The organism is Rhizobium sp. SG_E_25_P2 (genome assembly GCF_029892285.1).
GTDB lineage: Bacteria > Pseudomonadota > Alphaproteobacteria > Rhizobiales > Rhizobiaceae > Rhizobium_E.
In genome coordinates this window covers 380,076-403,087 of the sequence record NZ_JARXVM010000002.1, presented here as the reverse complement: position 1 = coordinate 403,087, position 23,012 = coordinate 380,076, and the positions used below count along the sequence as shown (strand labels likewise).

25 protein-coding genes are annotated in these 23,012 nt (G+C 60.8%); 17 read left to right on the top strand and 8 right to left on the bottom strand.

From position 1 onward, the window contains the following. Positions 1–150: 150 nt before the first annotated feature. A complete protein-coding gene (locus tag M2360_RS05865; RefSeq protein WP_182828450.1) occupies positions 151–360 on the top strand; it encodes a cold-shock protein in 210 nt (69 codons plus the stop codon). Between the two features lie 37 nt (positions 361–397). Here the strand turns inward: M2360_RS05865 and M2360_RS05860 are convergent, their stop codons facing one another. Then, positions 398–1,246, bottom strand: coding sequence for a MurR/RpiR family transcriptional regulator (locus M2360_RS05860; RefSeq protein WP_280773517.1), 849 nt, complete (start codon positions 1,244–1,246; stop codon positions 398–400). 105 nt (positions 1,247–1,351) lie between these two features. Here M2360_RS05860 and M2360_RS05855 point away from each other — a divergent pair, with 105 nt between their 5' ends. The 4 genes from M2360_RS05855 to M2360_RS05840 all read left to right on the top strand — a co-directional run bounded on the left by M2360_RS05855 (position 1,352) and on the right by M2360_RS05840 (position 5,497). Beyond that, a complete protein-coding gene (locus tag M2360_RS05855; RefSeq protein WP_280773516.1) occupies positions 1,352–2,089 on the top strand; it encodes a 5-formyltetrahydrofolate cyclo-ligase in 738 nt (245 codons plus the stop codon). 72 nt (positions 2,090–2,161) lie between these two features. Then, positions 2,162–3,133 (top strand): ABC transporter substrate-binding protein, encoded by a 972-nt coding sequence (locus M2360_RS05850; RefSeq protein WP_280773514.1) that lies wholly within the window; start codon positions 2,162–2,164, stop codon positions 3,131–3,133. Next, positions 3,130–3,927, top strand: a complete 798-nt coding sequence (locus M2360_RS05845) for an ABC transporter ATP-binding protein (protein WP_280773512.1) — start codon at positions 3,130–3,132, stop codon at positions 3,925–3,927. Before M2360_RS05850 ends, M2360_RS05845 begins: the two co-directional genes overlap by 4 nt. Continuing rightward, positions 3,917–5,497: an ABC transporter permease subunit gene (locus tag M2360_RS05840; RefSeq protein WP_280773510.1), complete on the top strand. Its 1,581-nt coding sequence runs from the start codon at positions 3,917–3,919 to the stop codon at positions 5,495–5,497. Before M2360_RS05845 ends, M2360_RS05840 begins: the two co-directional genes overlap by 11 nt. On the opposite strand, the gene M2360_RS05835 is transcribed toward M2360_RS05840, so the two are convergent. After that, positions 5,498–6,127 (bottom strand): AAA family ATPase, encoded by a 630-nt coding sequence (locus M2360_RS05835; protein WP_280773508.1) that lies wholly within the window; start codon positions 6,125–6,127, stop codon positions 5,498–5,500. It lies immediately after the preceding gene. A 113-nt stretch (positions 6,128–6,240) separates the two neighbouring features. On the opposite strand from M2360_RS05835, the gene M2360_RS05830 reads away from it, so the two are divergent. Beyond that, the gene (locus M2360_RS05830) at positions 6,241–7,254 is read left to right on the top strand and encodes a hydroxyacid dehydrogenase (RefSeq protein ID WP_280773506.1); all 1,014 of its coding nucleotides are present in this window, start codon (positions 6,241–6,243) and stop codon (positions 7,252–7,254) included. A 17-nt stretch (positions 7,255–7,271) separates the two neighbouring features. Here M2360_RS05830 and M2360_RS05825 read toward each other — a convergent pair whose 3' ends face one another. Then, the gene (locus tag M2360_RS05825; protein WP_280773504.1) at positions 7,272–8,204 is read right to left on the bottom strand and encodes an SDR family oxidoreductase; all 933 of its coding nucleotides are present in this window, start codon (positions 8,202–8,204) and stop codon (positions 7,272–7,274) included. 158 nt (positions 8,205–8,362) lie between these two features. On the opposite strand from M2360_RS05825, the gene M2360_RS05820 reads away from it, so the two are divergent. From M2360_RS05820 to M2360_RS05775, 10 genes are all read left to right on the top strand, one after another. Then, positions 8,363–9,157: a DeoR/GlpR family DNA-binding transcription regulator gene (locus M2360_RS05820; protein WP_280773502.1), complete on the top strand. Its 795-nt coding sequence runs from the start codon at positions 8,363–8,365 to the stop codon at positions 9,155–9,157. Between the two features lie 127 nt (positions 9,158–9,284). Beyond that, a complete protein-coding gene (glpD, locus tag M2360_RS05815; RefSeq protein ID WP_280773500.1) occupies positions 9,285–10,805 on the top strand; it encodes a glycerol-3-phosphate dehydrogenase in 1,521 nt (506 codons plus the stop codon). Between the two features lie 61 nt (positions 10,806–10,866). After that, positions 10,867–11,937: an ABC transporter ATP-binding protein gene (locus M2360_RS05810; protein WP_280773498.1), complete on the top strand. Its 1,071-nt coding sequence runs from the start codon at positions 10,867–10,869 to the stop codon at positions 11,935–11,937. A gap of 10 nt (positions 11,938–11,947) precedes the next feature. After that, positions 11,948–13,018, top strand: a complete 1,071-nt coding sequence (locus M2360_RS05805; protein ID WP_280773496.1) for an ABC transporter ATP-binding protein — start codon at positions 11,948–11,950, stop codon at positions 13,016–13,018. A gap of 1 nt (position 13,019) precedes the next feature. Next, positions 13,020–13,886, top strand: a complete 867-nt coding sequence (locus tag M2360_RS05800) for a sugar ABC transporter permease (protein WP_280773494.1) — start codon at positions 13,020–13,022, stop codon at positions 13,884–13,886. A 4-nt stretch (positions 13,887–13,890) separates the two neighbouring features. Further along, a complete protein-coding gene (locus M2360_RS05795; RefSeq protein ID WP_280773493.1) occupies positions 13,891–14,703 on the top strand; it encodes a carbohydrate ABC transporter permease in 813 nt (270 codons plus the stop codon). Then, positions 14,703–15,110, top strand: a complete 408-nt coding sequence (locus M2360_RS05790) for a DUF2160 domain-containing protein (protein WP_280773491.1) — start codon at positions 14,703–14,705, stop codon at positions 15,108–15,110. The genes M2360_RS05795 and M2360_RS05790 overlap by 1 nt, the downstream gene beginning before the upstream one ends. Positions 15,111–15,183: 73 nt before the next feature. Beyond that, complete coding sequence (locus tag M2360_RS05785; RefSeq protein WP_280773489.1) at positions 15,184–16,905, top strand: ABC transporter substrate-binding protein; 1,722 nt, start codon at positions 15,184–15,186, stop codon at positions 16,903–16,905. 102 nt (positions 16,906–17,007) lie between these two features. Next, complete coding sequence (locus M2360_RS05780) at positions 17,008–17,256, top strand: DUF4160 domain-containing protein (RefSeq protein ID WP_280773487.1); 249 nt, start codon at positions 17,008–17,010, stop codon at positions 17,254–17,256. Beyond that, positions 17,243–17,653 (top strand): DUF2442 domain-containing protein, encoded by a 411-nt coding sequence (locus M2360_RS05775; protein ID WP_280773485.1) that lies wholly within the window; start codon positions 17,243–17,245, stop codon positions 17,651–17,653. The genes M2360_RS05780 and M2360_RS05775 overlap by 14 nt, the downstream gene beginning before the upstream one ends. 21 nt (positions 17,654–17,674) lie before the next feature. Here the strand turns inward: M2360_RS05775 and M2360_RS05770 are convergent, their stop codons facing one another. The 3 genes from M2360_RS05770 to M2360_RS05760 all read right to left on the bottom strand — a co-directional run bounded on the left by M2360_RS05770 (position 17,675) and on the right by M2360_RS05760 (position 19,363). Continuing rightward, a complete protein-coding gene (locus M2360_RS05770; RefSeq protein ID WP_280773483.1) occupies positions 17,675–18,307 on the bottom strand; it encodes a CatB-related O-acetyltransferase in 633 nt (210 codons plus the stop codon). Between the two features lie 330 nt (positions 18,308–18,637). Beyond that, on the bottom strand, positions 18,638–19,063 hold the full coding sequence (locus M2360_RS05765) for a nuclear transport factor 2 family protein (protein WP_280773482.1): 426 nt from the start codon (positions 19,061–19,063) through the stop codon (positions 18,638–18,640). A gap of 45 nt (positions 19,064–19,108) precedes the next feature. Further along, positions 19,109–19,363, bottom strand: a complete 255-nt coding sequence (locus M2360_RS05760; protein WP_280773481.1) for a hypothetical protein — start codon at positions 19,361–19,363, stop codon at positions 19,109–19,111. Between the two features lie 379 nt (positions 19,364–19,742). On the opposite strand from M2360_RS05760, the gene M2360_RS05755 reads away from it, so the two are divergent. Continuing rightward, positions 19,743–20,603, top strand: a complete 861-nt coding sequence (locus M2360_RS05755) for a DUF2971 domain-containing protein (protein ID WP_280773479.1) — start codon at positions 19,743–19,745, stop codon at positions 20,601–20,603. 163 nt (positions 20,604–20,766) lie between these two features. Here the strand turns inward: M2360_RS05755 and M2360_RS05750 are convergent, their stop codons facing one another. Continuing rightward, positions 20,767–22,044 (bottom strand): L-fuconate dehydratase, encoded by a 1,278-nt coding sequence (locus tag M2360_RS05750; RefSeq protein ID WP_280773478.1) that lies wholly within the window; start codon positions 22,042–22,044, stop codon positions 20,767–20,769. A 106-nt stretch (positions 22,045–22,150) separates the two neighbouring features. Continuing rightward, the gene (locus M2360_RS05745) at positions 22,151–22,996 is read right to left on the bottom strand and encodes a fumarylacetoacetate hydrolase family protein (protein WP_280773476.1); all 846 of its coding nucleotides are present in this window, start codon (positions 22,994–22,996) and stop codon (positions 22,151–22,153) included. Positions 22,997–23,012 lie beyond the last annotated feature (16 nt).

Below are 23,012 nucleotides of genomic sequence, written 5' to 3'. Positions count from 1 at the left end.
CGCCATCGATTTTCTTGAGGCCGATTGGCTTGGCTCCCCCGTCATCGCACGGGCGTGGCCCACGACTTATCCCCGAACGATCTATCGATACCACCACCGGCTCTCGGCAGAGAGCACACTATTCTACGAAGGTTCTCGAAAGGAACTGTTATGAACACTGGTACCGTAAAGTGGTTCAACTCCCAGAAGGGTTACGGATTCATCCAGCCGGACAACGGCGGAGCGGATGTTTTCGTTCATATCAGCGCCGTTGAACGCGCCGGCATGACCACGCTCAACGAAGGCCAGAAAATCTCCTACGAAGTGCTCGCTGACCGCCGCACCGGCAAGTCCGCCGCCGGCAATCTGCGTGCCGCTTGATCTGTCGATAGATCCGTAACATTTTCGGGGGCGCGGTTCATTCCGCGCCCCCAAGTTCTTCCTGGATGCCGGCAATGATTTCATGCCGCTGCAAGGCCGATTTGCCCGCATGCGCCGTATAGGTGACCGCCAGCAGTCGGATAACGCTGCCCATCGCGGTATGCGACGGCCCCAGCCCGAAGCTCGACACATGGCATGGCAGAACCACTTTTGAAAATCGCTGCGCTTCCAGCGCAAATGTCCGGTCGGTGATCGTGATCACCGTCATACGGGTGGTCTCGGCATAGGCGACGATCGGCTTGAGGATCTGCGGATGCGGCGGCAAGGCTAACAGCAGCAGCACATCCTTGGGCCCGGTCATCGCCAGATCCTCCGCCCAGGAGCCCTGATTGATGCCGAGGATCATCACGCTGTGGCGCAGTCTTGAAAACAGCAGCCGCGCATAGCGGGCATAGCCCTCTTCCGCGCCCAGGCCCAGCACCCAGAGACGCGGCGCCTTCTCGATCAGGTCGGCCGCCTCGCGCACCTTGTCGGAGCGCATTTCCTCAAATGTCTTGGTGAGGTTCTTGAGCTCCAGCTCCAGATGCGCGCCGATGGTGCGGCCCAGCGCCACCTGTTCGGATTCCGTCACCGAATAGCCATAGGGTTCGGTGCGATTGCGCTCCTCGCGCGCCTGCAGCTTCACCTCGTTGAAATCGCTATAGCCGAGATGCTGAAAAAAGCGCGCCGCCGTGGCTTTGGAGACGCCCGCCATCTCGGCGATCTCGGTCGCGGAATGGGTGAGGATATCGTCCTCCCGATCCATGATCAGCTGGGCAAGCTTCTTCTCGCCCGCCGTCAGCCGGTCGAACCGCTCCTGTATCCGCAACACCAGTCGTGACGCCATCATCCCCCCAATCGATTTTGCCGCATAAAAAAAGATTAGCACCCATCTTGCAACAATGAAACTGTTGTTTCATGATGATGAAACAGTGAAACAAACGAGGCCCGCATGTCACACTCCCGCATCATTCGCCAACGCATCTGGGACCGGCTGAAAGATGTGGCCAGGCCAGACACCCGCTTTCACCTGAATTTCGCGGAAGTGATCCCGGACTATGAGGGCTCTGAAATAGCGACCGATCGCATCACCGCGCTCGCCGCCTACAAGCAGAGCCAGTTCGCCTTCATCACGCCGGACAATTGCCTGGTTGATCTTCGCCGTCGGATGATCGAGGAGGGCAAGCCCTTCGTGATGTCCACCTATGGCATCTATCGCGGCTTTCTCTACATGGCGCCGGGCATGGTTCCCAAGGGCGCTGAACTTTACGCCGCCTGGCTCGATGGCATGGAGCATTTCGCCAAGCCCATCACGCTCGAAGAGATCACCAAACTCGGTCGCTTCGATTTCATGGCCACCGGCGCTTCCGCCGTCTCCATGGATGGCGTCCGCTTCGGCAAGGGTCATGGCTTCTTCGACATGGAATGGGGCATGTTCACCGATCTCGGCCTGGCCGATGACGCAACGCCTGTCGTCGCCACTGTTCACGATGTGCAGGTGGTCGAGGACAAGCTGCATCCCAGCGAGACCGACATTCTCGTCGACATGATCGCCACGCCCAGCCGCATGATCGAGGTGGAGCGGCGTGGACGCCGCCCGCGCGGCATCAAATGGAATCTCGTCGAGGCGGAGCAACTCGCCGTCACCCCTCCGCTGCGCGAACTTGCCCGGATGATGGGCGTCGCCTGACCTCAGGCGAGAGAGACTGAAGCCTGAAAGACCAAAACAATAAAAAACAAACCAACCAGAGGAACGGACGCCATGACCTTCACCATTGATCGCCGCAATTTCCTGAGCCTGATGGCCGCCGGCGCCGCCCTGCCGCTGACCGCGCGCATGGCCAGCGCCGCCACGCCCTTCACCTTCCAGGCCTCCTGGGTCAACGACGCCGAATTCACCGGCTATTTCACCGCCTTGGACAAGGGCTATTACAAGGATGAGGGCCTCGACCTCACCTATATCCCCGGCGGCCCCGACGTCATCCCGGAATCGACCCTGATCGCCGGCAAGGCGGATCTGACGCTGACCACGCCCGACACCACGATCAAGGCGATCGTCGAACAGGGCGCGCCCTTCAAGATCATCGGCGCGCAATACCAGAAGAACCCGCTCGGCATTGTCTCGCTGGCCTCCAAACCGATCAAGACGCCGCAGGACCTGATCGGCAAGACGCTCGCCGTGCCGCCGGTCAATGTCATCTCGGTCGAGGCCATGCTGAAGATCTCGGGCGTCGATCGCTCCAAGGTCAATATTGTTCCCTATGCCTATGATCCGACGCCGCTGATCAAGGGAGAGATCGATGCGTCGCTCGATTTCACCACCAATGTGCCCTTCACCATCAAGCAGGCCGGCGTCGACGCCACCTCCTTCCTGCTCTATGATTTCGGCTTCACCATCTTCAACGACACGCTTGTCGTGACCGAAGAGGCGCTGAAAACCAAGCGCAAGGACATCAAGGCTTTCATGAAGGCAAGCCGCAAGGGCTGGGACGAGGCGCTCAAGGATCCCGCCGCCTCGCCGCTCCAGTTCAAGGACACATGGTTCAAGGGCACGGGCCGCACCATCGAAAACGAAGTCTATTTCAACACCGCCCAGAAGCCGCTGATTGAATCACCCCACGGCATTTTCGCGATGACGGAAGAGGCGATCGCCGCCAATATCACAGCGCTCGCCGCCGTCGGCATCACCGCCAAGCGCGAGCATTTCGACACGAGCATTCTCGAGGAACTATGAGCAGGACAGGGGCGGCGCCGGACGTGGTTCCGGGGGCAGGCATAGAGTTGCGCGGCGTGACGAAGACATTCGCCACCCGCACGGCCAAGACCACGGCGCTCGACGCCGTGTCACTGTTCTGTCCTCCGGGGTCGTTTACCGCCCTGATCGGACCTTCCGGCTGCGGCAAGTCCACACTGCTGCGGCTGGCGCTGGGGCTCGAGACGGCAGATGCGGGCGAAGCGATGATCGGCGGCGAAAAGCCTGTCATCGCCGCCCGCAAGGGCGTCACCGGCATCGCCTTTCAGGACCCCGCTTTGCTACCCTGGCGCAGCGTCACCGACAATATCGCTCTGCCGCTCGATCTGTTGGGACGCAGCAAGGCGGAGCACGCCGGCAAGATCGAGGACCTGATCCGCCTGGTGGGCCTCTCGAATTTCGCCCACAGCCTGCCCGGCGAACTCTCCGGCGGCATGCGCCAGCGCGTCGCCATTGCGCGCGCGCTGGTCACCGATCCGCAAGTGCTGTTTCTCGACGAACCCTTCGGCGCGCTCGATCAGATTCTCCGCCGACAGATGAATATCGAATTGCAGAATATCTGGCTGAGGAACCGCACCACAGCACTGCTCGTCACCCACGGCATCGATGAAGCCGTGTTCCTGGCCGACACCGTTGTCGTCATGCATGCTCGCCCCGGCCGTATCGTCAAGACCATTGCCGTGCCGTTTGAGCGCCCAAGGCCGGTCAGTCTGTTCTCGTCTCCCGAATTTCATCTGCTCTGCGACGAGGTCGCCGAGGCCCTGCATGGCGGATGATGCGCTCTGGTCCCGGCTTCTCCGCCACCGCGCAACCCGCGCGCTGTTGCTGCTCGCACTTTGGGAAGTCGCAGGACGATATCAATGGGTGGCTCAGGGCGCGCTTCCGGCGCCAAGCGGCATTCTCGCGCGCTTCTGGGCCGACAAAGCCGATTACGGCCCGCATGCGCTGGCGACATTCGAGGGCGCGGCGACAGGCTTCGTCATCGGCAATCTGATCGCGCTTGTTGCAGCCATGCTGTTCGTGACCATGCCGATCACCGCGCGGCTGTTTCGCGGTTTCAATGTCGCGATCTTCGCTTTGCCGGCCATCGCCATTTCGCCCGTGCTGGTGCTGACGCTGTCAGGCATGGCGCCGCGCATCGTACTCGCGGCCATCGGCTGCTATTTCGTCACCATGACGGCGGCCGTCACCGGCATGAGCGAGGCGGATGCGCGCGCCGCCGATCTTGTGCGCGCCTATGGCGGATCGCGCTTCGCCCTGTTCCGCTATGTGCAGGCTAGAAGCGGCCTGCCCTTCATTCTCGCCGGCCTGAAGATCGCGGCTCCCAATGCCGTGCTCGGCTCCATCCTCGCCGAATTCGGCGGCGGCGGGCGCTTCGGCCTTGGCGTTTATCTGCTGGGGTCGCTGGGCCGAGCCGATCCGGAACGGCTCTGGGGCATCGGCCTTGCCGCCACGCTGATGGCCGGCGCAGCTTATGGCGTCTTCAGCCTCATCGCCGGGCGGGTCACCGGCGCAAGCCGCGCCGTCACCATGCCCTCAAGCCCGCCGCGTTTTTCCGCCGATGGCGGCGAACGCCGGAGTGTGCGGATCGCGCTGGCGATCGCCTCCTTCCTGATGCCTATAGCCATCTGGTGGCTGGCGCTGATCGCCCTGCAAGTCCCCTCGATGATCGCCAAGACGCCGCCGGATCTGATCCACTATCTGTTTTTAAGCCCCATGAGCGGCCAGGCTTTGCTGAAGCTCGGCGCAGCGCTCGCCCAGACGCTGCCCATGACCATGATCGGCATGGCCGCAGGCCTTGCCTTCGCCTTTCTGCTCGCGCTGTTGACCCGGCTGGCGCCCGAGCTTGCGCGCACGTTCATGCCGGTGGCGCTGGTGACGCAGACCATGCCGCTTGTGGCGCTCACGCCGCTTCTGGTGCTGATGCTGGGACGCGGCGAGGCGGTGATCCTGTGGATCACCATTTCAGTGACCTTCTTTCCGGCCTTTGTGACGCTCGCGCAGGGCCTTCTGATGGTGCCACGCCCGGCGCGCGATCTGGCGGCAGCCTATGGCGCGGGGCCCTTGCGCGAATTGCGGCTGATCTCGATTCCCGCCTCGCTGCCCTATCTGTTCGCGGCCGCGCGACTGACCGCGCCGCGCGCGCTTCTGGGCGTGATGATCGCCGAATGGCTGGCGACCGGCACCGGGCTCGGCAATCTCATCAACCAGTCGCGAGGCTATATGGATTACGGCATGATCTGGGCGGTGGCGGTGACATCAACGCTGGTCTCGGCCCTGTTTCACCAGGCCGTGCAGATGGTCGAGACGAGTGTGCTGAGCAGGCTCGGCATGCGACCGAACTGATCAGCCCTGCAGATAGACGAATTCCGGCTCGACGCTTTGCGTCATGACCAGTCGCCCGTTCGGCAGATCGTTGCCGTCGAGCTTGAAAGTAAGATCGTCGCCAGTCAAATCCTTCCACCGCTCGGTCAGCCGCCGGCGCAGTTCCTGTTCGGGAACCTCGATCAGAACGGTCGTGTCGTAATGCCGGTGGAGATCCGCCCAGGCGCCATCGCGCAACAGGATGTAATTTCCCTCAACGATCAAATGCCGCACGCTTTGCGGGATCATCCGGCCGCCGGCGCGGGCGATCTCGATTGCGCGGTCGAAAACCGGCACGGCTATCTCTTCATCGAGATTGGCGCGGAGACGACCCAGCATATGGGAAAAGCCAGCGACATCGAAGGTTTCGGGCGCGCCCTTGCGTGGCCTGAGACCGCGCGGAACCAGCACGAGATCGTCATAGTGGTAGCCATCCATTGGAAAGACGGCAGCCGAGCCCGGCTCCCGCGCGTTCAACGCCTCGACCAATTGCTCCGCGAGCGTCGATTTGCCGGCGCCAGGCGGGCCGGCGATTGCTGTCACCGATCTCGCCTCAGCGCCGCGCGCCTCGACCGTTTCCACGAGCGTTTCGAATGTGATGGACAGTCGCATGGCATCCTCCCTTGTCCCGTTCCGATTAGCGCAACAGAGGCCGTTTCGCAAATCTTGACGGCTTTCCAAACCACCCGGCCACGGCTAGGAAAGGCGCAAAGAGGAGATCAGACATGCGCATACTCTACGACCCCTCCCCCCGCGCCACCGAGGATATGTTCAGCGCGTCGGCAAAGGAAAAGTTCTTTTCGACGTATGACGTGATCAGCTGGAATGGCGAAGATCGCGACGCGTTCTACCGGGAGCATCTGCCGGCGACGGAGGTGCTGATCAGCCAGCAACCCATGGAGCGCGACCGGCTGGATCTTGCGCCCAAGCTGCGCGCCATCGTCAATGTCGAAACCAATTTTCTGCCCAATGTCGATTATGAAGCCTGCTTCCAGCGCGGCGTGCATGTGATCGCGCCGAGCTCGGTTTTCGCCGCGCCGGTGGCGGAAATGGCTGTGGGAATGGCGCTGTCGCTTGCGCGCGGCATTCACGCGTCGCATGGCGATTTCCTCAAGGGTGAGGAGCTTTACGGGCTGGACGGCAACCAGACGGCTGAATTGCTGGCAGGCTCGGATGTCGGCTTTGTCGGTTTCGGCGATCTCGGCCGCGCCACGCACAAGCTTTTGGCAGGCTTCAACCCCACCGTTCGCGCCTTCGATCCCTGGCTGCCCGAGGGCGTGCTGTCACGCCTCGGCGTGATCCCGGCGTCACTGGATGAGGTGCTGTCGAAGAGCCGCTTTGTTTTCGTGGTCGCGACCATCACCACCGAAAACGCCCATCTGCTCAACGCCGAAAAACTCGGCCTGATGCAACAGGGCGCAAAACTCCTGCTGCTCAGCCGCGCGGCGGTGGCCGATTTCAAAGCCCTTTCCGAAGCAGCCGCATCCGGCCGCATTCTGGTGGCGACGGATGTGTTTCCGGAAGAACCGGTCGCGAAGGATGATCCGATCCGCAAGGTTCCGAACATATTGTTCTCGGCCCACCGCGCCGGCGCGTTGACCTCGGCGCTCGAAAACATCGGCAATTATGTGCTGGAAGATCTGGGGCAGATCGCGCGCGGCCTGCCGCCGGTGGCCTGCAAGCGGGCGGAACGGGAAACCGTCATGCGCATCCGCTCAAAGCCGATCGACAAGTCCTGATCAGGTCCTGTTCCTGATCAGATAACGGTCTTGAAATAGTCGATCGTGCGCTTCAAGCCTTCGCGCAAGGGCACGGTCGGCTCCCAGCCAAGCACGTCCTTGGCGCGGGAAATATCCGGGCAACGCTGCATCGGGTCATCCTGCGGCAACGGCAGATAGACGATCTTCGACTTGGAGCCGGTGAGTTCCAGCACAAGCTCGGCGAGTTCGCGCATGGTGAATTCGCCGGGATTGCCGATATTAACTGGGTAGGACACCTCGTCCGGCGCATCCATCAGCCGCAACATGCCCTCGACCAGATCGTCGCGATAGCAGAAGGAGCGCGTTTGCAGGCCATCGCCGAACATGGTGATGTCGTCGCCCCTGAGCGCCTGCACGATGAAGTTCGACACGACGCGGCCATCGGCCTTGTTCATGCCCGGCCCATAGGTGTTGAAGATGCGCATGACGCGGATTTTGACGCCGCGGGTGCGGTGATAATCATGCATCAAAGTCTCGGCGCCGCGTTTGCCCTCGTCGTAGCAGGAGCGGATACCCATCGTGTTGACATTGCCCCAATAGGCTTCCGTCTGCGGATGGATGAGCGGATCGCCGTAAATTTCGGACGTGGAGGCCTGCAGCACCTTGGCGCCGGTCTTTGAGGCCAGCTCCAGCAGGTTCATCGTGCCGATGATGCTGGTCTTGAAGGTGTAGATCGGATCGGACTGATAATGCACGGGTGACGCCGGGCAGGCCAGATTGAAGATCTCTTCGAAACGGACATCGACCGGATCGATGACCGACTGCTCGATGGTCGCGAAATTGTTGTGCCCGCGCAGATGGGCGATATTGTCGACGGCGCCGGTGAAATAGTTGTCCAGGCAAGTGACGAAATTGCCCCGCGCCAGCAGCCGCTCGCAAAGATGCGAACCCAGAAACCCAGCCCCGCCGGTGACCAATATTCTTTTCATCGCGCCTGCCTTCCCAACTCCGTTTGAAGACCAGCTACACGCTCACCGTTTCCCGGACCTTGCGCGGCGCGCGGGGCGCGCGGAAATGTTCGTCAGGCTTTACTTTCGTTTTTTTCGTTCTATCTTCGGAGCGAAAACGAAACAACGGACCCGCGCGCATGTTTCTGTCGCCCCGACATCAACAGATCCTCGACATCGCCAAGACCCATGGCAAGGTTTTCGTGGAAGACCTCGCGTCGCGCTTCGACATGACGCCGCAGACGATCCGCAAGGATCTCAACGATCTCTGTGAAAAGAAGCTGCTCAACCGCATCCATGGCGGGGCGGTGTTTCCGTCTGGCACGGAGAACATGCAATATGAACAACGCCGCCAGATCGCAGCGGGAGAAAAGGAAGCGATCGGCCGCGCCGCAGCCGGCCTGATCCCCGACAACGCCTCACTGTTCGTCAATATCGGCACGACGACAGAGGCTGTGGGTCAGGCGCTGCTCGATCACGGACGGTTGATGATCATCACCAATAATATCAATGTCGCCAACAGGTTGCGCGTTTACCCGCAATTCGAGGTGGTCATTGCCGGCGGCGTGGTGCGCGCAGCCGACGGCGGCGTGGTCGGCGAAGCCGCCGTCGATTTCATTCGCCAGTTCAAGGTCGATTACGCCGTCATCGGCGCGTCTGCGATCGATGACGATGGCGCGCTGCTCGACTATGATTTTCGCGAAGTGAAGGTAGCTCAGGCGATCATCGCCAATGCACGCCACGTTATCCTCGTGGCGGATTCGACGAAATTCGAACGCACCGCGCCGGTCAGAATCGCGCATATTTCGCAGGTGCACACTTTCGTGACCGACCGCTGTTATCCGCCGAGCGTGCAGAAAATCTGTCGTGAAAACGGGGTAAACCTCATCGAAACAGCCCCGCATTCCGAACTGCGCAGCGCAACTGGCCAGTAAACTTTCTAGTAATGCTCGGTAAAATTTTACCTCGTTTGTTTTCGATTGACATTCGTTTTGTTTTCGCTTTGAATGATTTTAGTTTCGCAATTGCGATAATTGCTGCAATGCGAAAAGGGAGAGAATCGTGACGGTAGACGTGATCCATGATGTTTTCATTGCAGGCGGCGGCATCAATGGATGTGGCATCGCCCGCGACGCGGTGGGTCGCGGTTACTCCGTTTATCTCGCGGAAATGAAGGATCTGGCGTCCGGAACATCGTCCTGGTCGACCAAGTTGATCCATGGCGGACTGCGTTATCTCGAACATTATGAATTCCGCCTTGTGCGCGAAGCGCTGATGGAGCGCGAAGTGCTCTGGGGCATGGCGCCGCATATCATCTGGCCGCTGCGTTTCGTTCTGCCGCTGCACAAGGACATGCGTCCCGGCTGGCTCATCCGCATCGGGCTGTTTCTTTATGACCATATCGGCGGCCGCAAGGCGCTGCCGGCCACCAAGGTGCTGGATCTCACCCGCGACCCTGCCGGCAAGCCTTTGAAGGACCGGTTCCGCAAGGCCTTCGAATATTCGGATTGCTGGGTGAATGACGCCCGTCTGGTGGCGCTCAACGCCCGCGATGCCGCCGATCGCGGCGCGACGATCCGCACTCGCGCCAAGGTGGTCTCTGCCCGTCGTGAAGGGGGCCTCTGGGCCATCGTGGTCGAAGACGTGCTGACTGGCGCGCGCGACACCGTCAAGGCCAAGCTGTTCGTCAACGCCGCCGGCCCCTGGGTCGACAAGCTTCTGCAGAACGCCGCCGGCTCCAACACGCATAATGTGCGCCTGGTTCAGGGCAGCCATATCGTGGTGAAGAAGAAGTTCGCCGATCCGCGCGCCTATTTCTTCCAGAACAATGACGGCCGCATTTTCTTCGCCATTCCCTATGAGCAGGATTTCACCCTGATCGGCACGACGGACCGCGACTACAAGGGCGATCCGGCCGATGTGAAGATCACCGATGACGAGATCGACTATCTCTGCGCCGGCGCGTCCGAATATTTCAAGGAGCCTGTGACCCGCGCCGATATGGTCTGGTCCTATTCCGGCGTGCGCCCGCTCTATGACGACGGCGCCTCCAAGGCGCAGGAAGCCACCCGCGATTACGTGTTGAAGGCGGTCGGTGCAGATGGCGAGCCGCAGATGCTCAACGTCTTCGGCGGCAAGATCACCACCTATCGCAAGCTCGCCGAATCCATGCTCGAAAAGATCGAGGCGGTGCTCGGCGCCAAGGGCAAACCCTGGACCGAAGGCGCGACGCTGCCGGGCGGAGATTTCGACCGCAACGGCTTTGGCGGACTGGTGTCGCGGCTGCGGACGGACAAGCCCTGGCTGCCGGGCGCTCTCGCCGAACGTCTCGTGCGTCTTTACGGCACCAAGGCTTTTGTCGTGACGAAAAACGCCCATAGCATGGCCGAACTGGGCCGTATCTTCGGCGGCGACCTCACCGAAGCAGAAGTCAACTATCTCATAGACCAGGAATGGGCCGTGGACGCCGAAGACGTTCTTTGGCGGCGCACCAAGCTTGGCTTGAAACTCGACGCCGACAGCGTGAAAGCGCTTGAGGCCTATATGCAAGACCGGCGTAGCATCCGCAACGCCGCACAGTAGGAATGACGACATAGGCCCGAAGGGCCGATTATGGCTGCATTCCGACTGGGGAGGAGGAACAATGCTGGAATTGAAGGGCGTGTGCAAACACGTCGGCGCCGAGCGGCACATCACCGATGTGTCCATACGGCTCGAAAAAGGCTCGCTCAACGTGCTGCTGGGCCCGACACTGTCGGGCAAGACGACGCTGATGCGGCTGATGGCGGGTCTCGACCGGCCGACCAAGGGCTCGATCGTTTTCGACGACAAGGATGTGACGGGCGTTGCCGTGCAGGCGCGCAATGTCGCGATGGTCTACCAGCAATTCATCAACTACCCCGCGATGACGGTCTATGAGAACATCGCCTCGCCGCTGCGGGTGAAGGGCGCTGATCGCGCCGAGATCGAACGCCAGGTGATGAAGGCGGCCGAACTTCTTCGCCTCACCCCCTATCTCAAGCGCCTGCCGCTCGAACTGTCCGGCGGCCAGCAGCAGCGCACTGCGCTTGCCCGCGCCATCGTCAAGAATGCCGGCCTTGTGCTGCTCGACGAGCCGCTCGCCAATCTCGATTACAAATTGCGCGAGGAACTGCGCGCCGAACTGCCGCGCATTTTCGCCGAGACCGGCGCGATCTTCGTTTACGCCACCACTGAGCCGACCGAAGCCCTGCTGCTCGGAGGCGCGACGGCGACGCTGCATGAAGGCCGCGTCACCCAATATGGCCCGACGGTCGAGGTGTTCCGGCGTCCCACGGATCTGCTCACGGCGCAGACCTTCTCCGATCCGCCGCTCAACATGATCACGGCTGTCAAGCGCGGCGACGTGCTGGCGCTGGAAGGCGGCGCCGAGATCTCCACGCCCCGCGACATGTCGCATGTGCCGGATGGTCCGCTCACCATCGGCTTCAGGCCGCATCATCTGTCGCCCAAGCCTGTCAGCATCGAGACGGCCGCGCTGCCCGCGCGCGTGGCGGTGACCGAAATCACCGGATCGGAAAGTTATGTGCATCTCGACCATGGAGCGGAGACCTGGGTCATGCTGACCAAGGGCGTGCATGACATCGCCCCCGGCACCGATCTGATGGTCTATCTGGACACGCGCCACCTGCTCGCCTTCCGCCAGGACGGGCGCAACGCTGCGCTCGCGGCCTGAGGAGAAGACCATGGCGCGCATCACGCTCGATCACATTCGCCACGCCTACACCGCCAATCCCGACAAGCCGTCGGATTACGCGTTGAAGGAAGTGGATCATATTTTTGACGACGGCGGCGCCTATGCGCTGCTCGGCCCGTCCGGCTGCGGCAAGACCACGCTGCTCAACATCATCTCTGGCCTGCTCACGCCTTCGCATGGCCGGCTGCTGCTCGGCGACCGCGACGTGACGCGGCTGCGCACGGAAGAGCGCAACATCGCCCAGGTGTTCCAGTTCCCGGTCGTCTATGACACGATGACCGTGTTCGACAATCTCGCTTTCCCCTTGCGCAATCGCGGCATTCCCGAAGCGCAGGTCACCGCCAAAGTTCAGGAAATCCTGAAAGTCATCGACCTCGAAGGGATGGCGCGCCGCAAGGCCGAGGGGCTGACAGCCGATCTCAAGCAGAAAGTGTCGCTCGGCCGCGGCCTCGTCCGCGCCGATGTCAGCGCCATCCTGTTCGACGAGCCGCTGACGGTCATCGATCCGCATATGAAATGGCAGCTGCGGTCGCAGCTGAAGCTGCTGCACCGCCAGTTCGGCTACACCATGGTCTATGTGACGCATGACCAGACCGAAGCGCTGACCTTCGCCGACAAGGTCGTCGTCATGTATGACGGCCAGATCGTGCAGATCGGCACGCCGGCGGAACTGTTCGAAAAGCCAAGCCACACCTTCGTCGGCTATTTCATCGGCTCGCCCGGCATGAATGTGTTGCCGGCGACGCTGGACGGCGCCTCCGTGCGCGTCGGCGACCATGCGATCAGCTTGACCTCGGCGCCTTCGGTTGCGAACGCCGCCAAGATCGAACTCGGCATCCGTCCGGAATTCGTTCGCCTCGGCCGCGAGGGCATGCCTGTGACCATCACCAAGGTCGAAGATATCGGCCGCCACAAGGTGATCCGGACACAATTTGCCGGCCAGAGCCTGACCGCCGTTCTCGAAGAGGACGACGAGATCCCTGCCGATCCCCGCGTCACTTTCGACCCGGACGCCATCAACCTCTACGCCGATTCCTGGCGCGTGAAGACGGAGGCCTGAGATGAACAAGACCTGGAACAACAAGGCCTGGTTCATGGTCCTGCCGGTGCTGGTGCTGGTCGCCTTCTCCGCCGTGGTGCCGCTGATGACAGTGGTGAACTATTCGGTGCAGGACACATTCGGCAACAATGAATTCTTCTGGGCGGGCGCCGAGTGGTTTTCCGACACACTGTCGTCGGAACGCTTCTGGTCTTCGCTGCAGCGCAACCTGCTGTTTTCCTTCATCATCCTGGCGATCGAAGTGCCGCTCGGCATCTTCATTGCGCTCAACATGCCGAAAAAGGGCCTGGGCGTGCCGGTTTGCCTGGTGCTGATGGCGCTGCCGCTTCTCATTCCGTGGAACGTGGTCGGCACGATCTGGCAGATCTTCGGCCGCGTCGACATCGGTCTGCTCGGTTACTCGCTCTTAGCCATCGGCGTGGATTATAATTACGTCCGCGACCCCATCGACGCCTGGATGACGCTGGTGGTGATGGATGTCTGGCACTGGACGAGCCTCGTCGTGCTGCTCTGCTATGCCGGCCTCGTCTCGATCCCGGAAGCCTATTATCAGGCTGCCAGGATTGACGGCGCCTCGCGCTGGTCCGTGTTCCGCTATATCGAACTGCCGAAGATGAAGCGGGTGCTGCTGATTGCCGTGCTCTTGCGCTTCATGGACAGTTTCATGATCTATACGGAGCCCTTCGTCGTCACCGGCGGCGGCCCCGGCAATTCGACCACCTTCCTGTCGATCGATCTCGTCAAGATGGCGGTCGGCCAGTTCGACCTCGGCCCGGCCGCCGCGCTCTCCATCATCTACTTCCTGATCATCCTGTTGTTGTCATGGATCTTCTACACCGTGATGACCTCGAGCGACCAGAAAGGCTGAGACCATGACCAAGTCCCCTCGCTACGGCGCCTTCATCGTTTCGACGCTCTATATCCTGTTCCTTCTCGCGCCGATCTACTGGCTCGTGAATATGAGCTTCAAGACAAACGCCGAAATCACCGGCGCCTTCTCGCTCTGGCCGGCCGATCCGACGCTTCGGAATTACACGGTGATCTTCACCGATCCGGCCTGGTATTCGGGCTATATCAACTCGATCATCTATGTGGCGCTTAACACGGTCATCTCGGTGTCTGTGGCGCTGCCGGCCGCCTACGCCTTCTCGCGCTACCGGTTCCTCGGCGACAAGCATCTGTTCTTCTGGCTGCTGACCAATCGCATGGCGCCGCCGGCGGTGTTCGCTTTGCCCTTCTTCCAGCTCTATTCGGCATTCGGCCTGATCGACACGCATATCGCGGTCGCGCTCGCCCACTGCCTGTTCAACGTGCCGCTGGCCGTGTGGATCCTGGAAGGGTTCATGTCGGGCGTGCCGAAGGAGATCGATGAAACCGCCTATATCGACGGCTATTCCTTCCCGCGTTTCTTCGTGAAGATCTTCACGCCGCTGATCGCTTCGGGCATCGGGGTCGCCGCCTTCTTCTGCTTCATGTTCTCCTGGGTCGAACTGCTGCTCGCCCGCACGCTGACCACCACCGACGCCAAGCCGATCGCCGCGACCATGACGCGCACCGTCTCGGCGTCCGGCATGGACTGGGGGGTGCTGGCCGCAGCTGGCGTGCTGACCCTGATCCCCGGCGCGCTGGTGATCTATTTCGTCCGCAATTACATCGCCAAGGGCTTTGCCCTGGGGAGGGTCTGATGAACGCTACTCGTCGCTGGCCGTTTGCGCTCGCCATCGTGGTTCTCGTCTATGCCGGCGCTGTGGGCCTTCTCGCCTCGCGCCTGCCGGTCAAGGACGGCGCTGTGGATTGGTACGCGCCGCTGATACCGGGCGGCTGGATGGCCTGGTCATTCCCCGGCGCGCTGTTCTTCATGACCATCGCCTTTCTTCTGGCGCTGATGGCGGTGTGGGAAAGCGCCTCGCCGGGTGGAAACCCTCGTATCGGCATTCTGCGCTTCGAGACGACGCGGGGGGACAGGCTGTTCATCTCGCTGCTCGGCTCGGCATTTATTCATCTCGCATGGTTGGGCCTGATCGGCGCCAATCTGTGGTGGGCTCTGGCTCTGTCGCTTGTCTACGCGCTCGGCGTGTTCAAGCTGGCGTGAGCCACGGAGGAATGGGCGCGCCGGGGGAGCCGGCACGCTTCACACGCAATCGCAAAACCTATGGGAGGATCTTATGCGAAAGCATCTAATGACATCGACGGCGGCAATTCTGCTCGCTTTCGCCGGCACGGCCTTTGCCGGCATGGACGACGCCAAGCAATTCCTGGACAAGGAAGTCGGCGATATGTCGACCCTGTCCCGCGCGGACCAGGAAAAGGAAATGCAGTGGTTCATCGACGCCGCCAAGCCGTTTGCCGGCATGGACATCAAGGTCGTCTCTGAAACCATCACCACGCATGAATATGAATCCAAGGTGCTGGCTCCGGCCTTTACCGCCATCACCGGCATCAAGATCACCCATGACCTGATCGGCGAAGGCGACGTCGTCGAAAAGCTGCAGACGCAGATGCAGTCGGGCGAAAACGTCTATGACGCCTATGTCAACGACTCCGACCTGATTGGCACCCATTGGCGCTACAAGCAGGCCCGCTCGCTGACCCAGTGGATGGCGAATGAAGGCAAGGACGTGACCAATCCCGGTCTCGACCTCAACGATTTCATCGGTCTGAAATTCACCACCGCGCCGGACGGCGATCTCTACCAGCTGCCCGACCAGCAGTTCGCCAACCTCTACTGGTTCCGCTACGACTGGTTCAACGACGAGAAGAACAAGGCCGATTTCAAGGCCAAGTATGGCTATGACCTCGGCGTGCCGGTCAACTGGTCTGCCTATGAAGACATCGCCGAATTCTTCACCGGTCGCGAAATCGACGGCAAGAAAGTCTATGGCCACATGGACTACGGCAAGAAGGACCCGTCGCTCGGCTGGCGCTTCACCGACGCCTGGCTGTCGATGGCCGGCAATGGCGACAAGGGCCTGCCGAACGGTCTGCCGGTCGACGAATGGGGCATCAAGGTCAACGAAAAGTCCCAGCCGGTCGGCTCCTGCGTCGCCCGCGGCGGCGACACCAACGGCCCGGCCTCGGTCTACGCCATCCAGAAATATATCGACTGGATGAAGGCCTATGCGCCGGCTGCCGCTCAGGGCATGACCTTCTCGGAATCCGGCCCGGTGCCGGCCCAGGGCGAAATCGCCCAGCAGATGTTCATGTACACCGCCTTCACCGCCGACATGGTCAAGGACGGCCTGCCGGTGGTCAACGAAGACGGCTCGCCGAAGTGGCGCTTTGCTCCTTCGCCGCATGGCGTCTACTGGAAGGACGGCATGAAGCTTGGCTATCAGGACGTGGGTTCCTGGACGCTTTTGAAGTCCACGCCTGACGATCGCGCCAAGGCCGCCTGGCTCTATGCGCAGTTCGTCACCTCCAAGACCGTGGACGTCAAGAAGAGCCATGTCGGCCTGACGCTGATCCGCGAATCGACCATCCAGCACAAGAGCTTCACGGACCGCGCGCCGAAGCTCGGCGGCCTGATCGAGTTCTATCGCTCGCCGGCCCGCGTGCAGTGGTCGCCGACCGGCACCAACGTTCCGGACTATCCGAAGCTGGCCCAGCTCTGGTGGCAGGCGATCGGCGACGCCTCTTCGGGCGCCAAGACCGCCCAGGAAGCCATGGACTCGCTCTGCGCCGAGCAGGAAAAGGTGCTGAGCCGTCTGGAACGCGCTGGCGTCCAGGGCGACATCGGCCCGAAGCTCGCCGACGAGCATGATCTGGCCTACTGGAACGCCGACGCCGTGGCCAAGGGCAACGTCGCCCCGCAGCTGCAGATCGAAAACGAGAAGGAAAAGCCCCTCACCATCAACTATGACGAACTGGTGAAGAGCTGGCAGCAGTAATCGGCCATAAGCCATGACTTCTGGAACCGGGGCGGAAACGCCCCGGTTTTTTGCTGTTAGACTATTTCTTTCCAAACCGCTTGGGTTTTGATACAATGCCTCATGCCGACCGTGTTTCGCTTCGATGGATTGCGCGTGGTTATCTATCCCAATGATCACCGACCCGCTCATGTCCATGTGATGGGCGCGGGCGGCGAAGCGGTGTTCATTCTGCAATGCCCCGACGGGCCGCCGCTGCTGCGGGAAACCTTCGGCTTTAAATCCGGGGATCTGAACCGCATCGAGACCGCGCTCAAGACGATGCTGCCGGATCTTTGCAAACAATGGAGCGTGTTTCATGGCGATTTCTGACGAGACCATTCAGCAAGCGGAAGCGCGCATGACCGAGATCAGGCGCACGGGCGCGGCTGTCTCAGCCCGCTATGACAAGCACGCTGGCCGCATTGTGATCGCGCTCGACACCGGCGTAGAACTCGCCTTCCCCCCGCATCTGGCGGAAGGGCTTGGCAACGCCTCGGCAGACGATCTCGCCGAGATCGAACTCAGCCCCTCCGGCCTCGGCCTGCATTGGCCGCGCCTCGACGCCGATCTCTATGTGCCAGCGCTTCTGCAGGGCCTGTTCGGATCGAAAACCTGGATGGCCGCCCAACTCGGCGCCGCCGGCGGCAAGACCCGCTCCGCCGCCAAGACGGCCGCCGCACAGGAAAACGGCCGCAAAGGCGGCAGGCCGCGCAAGGTCACGGCTTAACACAGTTGAAGGGGCGATCCCTCACGCTCGCTTCAGCGCCTCGATATCCCCGCTTTCGAGATGCGCCAGATTGGCCTCGATCTTGTCGAGCGGCCAGTCCCACCAGGCGAGGTCGATGAGGTCAGCGATCACATCGTCGGGATAGCGCATGCGGATGATCCCGGCCGGATTGCCGCCGACGACGGCGTAGGCGGGCACATCCCGCGTCACCACAGCGCGAGCCGCAATGATGGCGCCCGGTCCGATCCGCACCCCCGGCATGATCGCCGCCTCATGGCCGATCCAGACGTCATGGCCGACCACCGTGTCCCTGACCGGCAGATCCTTGTAGCCAAAGGTTTCCGGCTTGAAGATGCGGAACGGATAGGCGGTGACCCCATTCATTGGGTGATTGGCGGAACTGGTGATGAAATAACTGCCGCGGGCGATCTGCACGAATTTGCCGATCACCAGTCTTTCCCGGCAGCCCGGCCCGAGATAAGGCGCCAAAATCCCAGCCGTCTCCTCCACGCGGCCCGAATGGGTGAAATAGCTGTATTCGCCCGCCTCGATGCGCGGATGATCGATCGCCTGTTTCAGATGCACGGTGTCGCGATAGACGGCCCCATCCGGCAGGGTGATGGGATGGAGGAGATCGGCGTCGAGAAGGGGCATGGCGAGGTCCGGAGAGTATGGAGTTGGCCGATGCTATGGGAGGAAGGGAGCGTGATCCATCGCGTGAGCGGAATGGAGGCATGAATTGTTTGAATGGGGGGATCGGCCCGACGGCATCCGCTTCCAGCGCCGATTGGGTCGGCCATTGGGGATTGGGAGCATGGCGGCCTGCGGTTTGCCCCCCCGCTCAATCATGAATACTGCACGGCCAGTCCCGATCAGGAACTGGCGCCGCACCCCTTGGGGCGACCACATCCGGACGACGTTTACACGTCGCTCTCCCTCATGGCCGGGGCGGATGCCTGCCCCGGCGCGATCACGCGTCCGCGATCAGTGCGGCATGCCCATATTGACCACTTCGCCGCTCACTTTGGTGCTGACGAAACTGTTGTAAGACACGATGATCTGGCTGAAGCGTCCGTCTTCGTTGAGATCATACATGATGACGCCGCGATAATCGAACGTGTCGCCAACGACAACCGGCCCAAAAATCGTCTCGCCGGCGACACGGGCCGTGAAATGCGTCCACATCTGGATCGCCACATGCTTTTCATCGCTGACGAAGCGAAGCACATTGAGTTCTTCGCGGAAATACGGCCAAATCTTATTTTCGTAGTGATCGCGCATGCCCTCGATGCCGGTAAACTCCAGGGCGCCGTTCAACATCTTCATATCGGAAGCGAGATAGTCGTCAAAAGCCGTCGGATCCTCCTCGTTGAAACGCTTGATATAACTATCGAAAATCTCTTTTTTCACCTGTGTCCTCCAAACCTGCGCGGCCACACCTGACCGGGCGGAAGACTAGTCCCCCGCCTGCTCCCCTGACAAATCATTAGAAGCGTTAGGTCGGATCGATAGATCCGAAGCCCGGAACAGTGTCCAGCAGCAGGACGATCTGCCCGAACATGCCGCCCGCCCGGAATGGGTGAAATAGTTGTATTCGCCTGCGTCGATGCGGGGGTGATCGATCGCCTGTTTCAGATGCACGGTGTCGCGATAGACGGTCCCATCCGGCAGGGTGATGGGGTGGAGGAGATCGGCGTTCAGAAGGGGCATGGCGGGCGGCCGGAGTTGGCCGATGCTATGGGAGGAAGGGGGTGTGATCCATCGCATGGGTGGAATGGGGGCATGAGTTGTTTGAATGGGGGGGGCAGAATGCACAGCCTCAACCGGGCCTTTAAAGGCTTTCGGAAACATGGGATGTTTTGGTGTGAAGTGGAAATGTATTCCGCTTATGGCCCGAAACGGAAATTTTAGGACGAGGTTGGATTCGTCTGACATGGGGTAATAAGTTGCCAGCCCACTTACACGTACAGGCAAAAGCGCGAAGTGAGACCCCAGTAATTAACAATCGAGAAATCCTCAAAACTAGCTATCGTCCAGCAAATTCTTGAGTGATTGTAATCTCAGTGAATTGGAAACGGAGAAGCTGATAATGGCTAAAATCGTCCCATTATCCTCTACAAAAAAAACGACACTAAAAACCCAAGTCCCGCCTAAGAAACTCAGTCACTACACCACACTCAGCGGCTTAGAAGGTATCGTTACGCTTAAGAGTCTATGGGCGTCCAACGCGTCCTTTCTCAACGATAAAGCGGAACTAACGCATGCGCTGAATGCTTCAAAAAAAGCTATTAAACTACTTTCCTCAGAAAAGGCTATGCGAGCTTGGGGGCCAGCCATCAAGAGTGCTTTTGAGGAGCTTGAAAGCGGTCTCCAAGCACAAAGTTATGTTGCTTGCTTTTGTAGCGATGATGACAATCTAAGCCAATGGCGCGGCTACGGTGGAGCTGTCCAAGGCGTTTCTCTCACATTCGAACAGTCCACGCTAACAAAACGGCTTAAAAAGAATTCGGCCCATCTACAGCAGGTAATCTATGCGAAAGTGTCGACCGCACAAAAGCTACGCGATGCTTTAGAGGCTGAGTTACGCGACATTGCTGAACTGGAAGAAGTTCTCGGCCCCTCCAGTGAAGAGGAGCAACAGGCCGATATCTTAGGGCGTATCTCCCGCTTGCTCCCCAAGTTCAAGCACCTTGGCTTTAAAGATGAAAGAGAGTGGAGATATGTCGTGCAGAAGAAAATTCCTCCTCGCGACATGAAATTCAGAGTTCTCCAGAACAAAATCGTACCGTATATCGAGATAGGGGCTTGTGAGGAAAATTTCCCTATTATTTCAGTTCGTATTGGACCAGGCACAGACCAAGATCTAACCGCCAGAAGCGTCGAAACATTCATGAAAGCTCGTGGATACGATGTTGATGTAACACTATCCGAGGTGCCCTTCAGACAATAGATTTTAGGATAGGCTATATCGCTAAAAAGTTTGGATGTCAGCTTTCGGGTCTATTAGACGTGGTGTTGGAAGCAGCAACTGGATAACTTCAACAATGGCTAGTTTGGGCGAAAGCGAGACACCCCTGAGCCGGCCCCTCGACCGGCTCCCCCTCCCCCAAACATCACCCCCTAAACCGATACTCCTCCCGGCTCTTCGCCTTCATCTCAATCGAAAACCCCGCAGCCTTGGGCGGCATATAGGCGGCGTTCTCGATCACGCAGGGCTCGAGAAAATGCTCATGCAGATGATCGACGAATTCGATCACCCGGCCGTCGATTTCGCCTGACACGACGACATAGTCGATCATCGACAGATGCTGGACATATTCGCACAGGCCCACGCCGCCGGCATGCGGCCAGACGGGGAGGCCGAATTTGGCGGCCAGCAGCAGCACGCCGAGCACTTCGTTGAGGCCGCCCATGCGGCAGGCGTCGATCTGGACGATGTCGATGGCGCCATTGGCGATCATCTGCTTGAACATGATGCGGTTCTGGCACATTTCGCCGGTCGCCACCTTCACCGGGCCGATGGCCTCGCGGATCTTCTTGTGGCCGAACACATCGTCGGGGCTGGTCGGCTCTTCGATGAAGAAGGGTTTTGTGAAGGCCAGCTTCTTCACCCAGTCGATCGCTTGGTCGACTTCCCACACCTGGTTGGCGTCGATCATCAGATAGCGGTCGGGGCCGATCACCTCGCGGGCGATGGTCAGGCGGCGGATATCGTCTTCGAGATCGCGGCCGACCTTCATCTTGATATGGTTGAAGCCGGCGTCGATGGCTTCCTTGCAGAGGCGGCGCAGCTTGTCGTCGTCATAGCCCAGCCAGCCGGCGGACGTCGTGTAGCAGGGATAGCCACGGGCTTCGAGCCGCGCGATGCGCTCGGCCTTGCCAGACTCGGCTTTGCGCAGGATGGCGAGCGCTTCGTCGCGGGTGATGGCGTCGGTCATATAGCGGAAATCGACGATGTCGACGATCTCTTCCGGGCTCATCTCGGCCACGAGCCGCCAGACCGGCTTGCCGGCCTGCTTGGCCAGCAGATCCCAGACGGCGTTGACCACGGCGCCGGTGGCGAGATGGATGGCGCCCTTGTCCGGGCCGATCCAGCGCAATTGGCTGTCGCTGGTGACATGCCGCCAGAAACGGCCGGGATTTTCCTTGATCCAGGCGAGATCGAGCCCCACCACCAGATGCCGCATGGCCTCGATCGCCGCGCAGCAGATATCATTGCCGCGGCCGATGGTGAAGGTGAGACCGTGACCTTCCAGCCCGCTCTCATCCGTGCCGAGAATGACATAGGCGGCCGAATAATCCGGATCCGGATTCATCGCATCCGAACCGTCAAGGCTCTGGGAGGTCGGGAAACGGAGATCGAGCGTCTCCAGGCTGATGATCTTGGTCACTGATGCCTCTGTTGGTTCGGTCTGATGTGTCTTTGGGTGGGGTTACCCCCCTCTGCCCTGCAGGGCAAAGGGGGGTATGCGCGGCACGCCGCGCCCCCCACTCCCCTCACTTATCCTGCACGAATGTCTGCTTCTGCGTTCCCAGTCCTTCGATGCCGAGCTCCACCACGTCGCCATCCTTCAGGAAGCGCTGCGGCTTCATGCCGAGGCCCACGCCCGGAGGCGTGCCGGTGGAGATGATGTCGCCGGGATGCAGGCTCATGAACTGGCTGAGATAGGAGACGAGATGGGCGACGCCATAGACCATGGTGGCCGACGTGCCGTTCTGCATCGTCTCGCCGTTCACCTTCAGCCACATTTTCAGGTTCTGCGGATCGGCCACTTCGTCCTTGGTGACGAGATAGGGGCCGGTCGGGCCGAATGTGTCGCAGGACTTGCCCTTGGTCCACTGCCCCGAGCGCTCGGTCTGGAAGGCGCGCTCGGAGACGTCGTGAGAGACGGCGTAGCCGGCCACATAATCCAGCGCCTCGTCTTCGGAGACATATTTCGCCGTCTTGCCGATGATCACGCCGAGTTCGACTTCCCAGTCGGTCTTTTCCGAGCCGCGCGGGATCAGCACATCGTCATTCGGGCCGCAGATCGCCGAAGTGGCCTTCATGAAGATCACCGGTTCGGGCGGCACCGCCATGCCGGATTCGGCGGCGTGGTCGGAATAGTTGAGCCCGATGCAGATAAACTTGCCTGTGCCGCCGACGCAGGCGCCGATGCGAGTTCCCTCGGCGACCACGGGCAGGCTGGCGGTGTCGATGGCGGCGATCTTGGCCAGGCCTTCGGGACCGATCGCCGCGCCGGCGATATCGGCCACATGGGCGGAGAGATCGCGGATCGTGCCGTCGGCGGCGAGGATCGCGGGCTTTTCGGCGCCGAGCGGGCCAACGCGCATGAGTTTCATGTCAATATTCCCTTGT

Excerpts from the sequence above, each read along its gene's own strand:
- M2360_RS05865 (WP_182828450.1), top strand. The coding sequence starts at position 151 with ATGAACACTGGTACCGTAAAGTGGTTCAACTCCCAGAAGGGTTACGGA.
- M2360_RS05860 (WP_280773517.1), bottom strand. The coding sequence starts at position 1,246 with ATGGCGTCACGACTGGTGTTGCGGATACAGGAGCGGTTCGACCGGCTG.
- M2360_RS05855 (WP_280773516.1), top strand. The coding sequence starts at position 1,352 with ATGTCACACTCCCGCATCATTCGCCAACGCATCTGGGACCGGCTGAAA.
- M2360_RS05850 (WP_280773514.1), top strand. The coding sequence starts at position 2,162 with ATGACCTTCACCATTGATCGCCGCAATTTCCTGAGCCTGATGGCCGCC.
- M2360_RS05845 (WP_280773512.1), top strand. The coding sequence starts at position 3,130 with ATGAGCAGGACAGGGGCGGCGCCGGACGTGGTTCCGGGGGCAGGCATA.
- M2360_RS05840 (WP_280773510.1), top strand. The coding sequence starts at position 3,917 with ATGGCGGATGATGCGCTCTGGTCCCGGCTTCTCCGCCACCGCGCAACC.
- M2360_RS05835 (WP_280773508.1), bottom strand. The coding sequence starts at position 6,127 with ATGCGACTGTCCATCACATTCGAAACGCTCGTGGAAACGGTCGAGGCG.
- M2360_RS05830 (WP_280773506.1), top strand. The coding sequence starts at position 6,241 with ATGCGCATACTCTACGACCCCTCCCCCCGCGCCACCGAGGATATGTTC.
- M2360_RS05825 (WP_280773504.1), bottom strand. The coding sequence starts at position 8,204 with ATGAAAAGAATATTGGTCACCGGCGGGGCTGGGTTTCTGGGTTCGCAT.
- M2360_RS05820 (WP_280773502.1), top strand. The coding sequence starts at position 8,363 with ATGTTTCTGTCGCCCCGACATCAACAGATCCTCGACATCGCCAAGACC.
- M2360_RS05810 (WP_280773498.1), top strand. The coding sequence starts at position 10,867 with ATGCTGGAATTGAAGGGCGTGTGCAAACACGTCGGCGCCGAGCGGCAC.
- M2360_RS05805 (WP_280773496.1), top strand. The coding sequence starts at position 11,948 with ATGGCGCGCATCACGCTCGATCACATTCGCCACGCCTACACCGCCAAT.
- M2360_RS05800 (WP_280773494.1), top strand. The coding sequence starts at position 13,020 with ATGAACAAGACCTGGAACAACAAGGCCTGGTTCATGGTCCTGCCGGTG.
- M2360_RS05795 (WP_280773493.1), top strand. The coding sequence starts at position 13,891 with ATGACCAAGTCCCCTCGCTACGGCGCCTTCATCGTTTCGACGCTCTAT.
- M2360_RS05790 (WP_280773491.1), top strand. The coding sequence starts at position 14,703 with ATGAACGCTACTCGTCGCTGGCCGTTTGCGCTCGCCATCGTGGTTCTC.
- M2360_RS05785 (WP_280773489.1), top strand. The coding sequence starts at position 15,184 with ATGCGAAAGCATCTAATGACATCGACGGCGGCAATTCTGCTCGCTTTC.
- M2360_RS05780 (WP_280773487.1), top strand. The coding sequence starts at position 17,008 with ATGCCGACCGTGTTTCGCTTCGATGGATTGCGCGTGGTTATCTATCCC.
- M2360_RS05775 (WP_280773485.1), top strand. The coding sequence starts at position 17,243 with ATGGCGATTTCTGACGAGACCATTCAGCAAGCGGAAGCGCGCATGACC.
- M2360_RS05770 (WP_280773483.1), bottom strand. The coding sequence starts at position 18,307 with ATGCCCCTTCTCGACGCCGATCTCCTCCATCCCATCACCCTGCCGGAT.
- M2360_RS05760 (WP_280773481.1), bottom strand. The coding sequence starts at position 19,363 with ATGCCCCTTCTGAACGCCGATCTCCTCCACCCCATCACCCTGCCGGAT.
- M2360_RS05755 (WP_280773479.1), top strand. The coding sequence starts at position 19,743 with ATGGCTAAAATCGTCCCATTATCCTCTACAAAAAAAACGACACTAAAA.
- M2360_RS05745 (WP_280773476.1), bottom strand. The coding sequence starts at position 22,996 with ATGAAACTCATGCGCGTTGGCCCGCTCGGCGCCGAAAAGCCCGCGATC.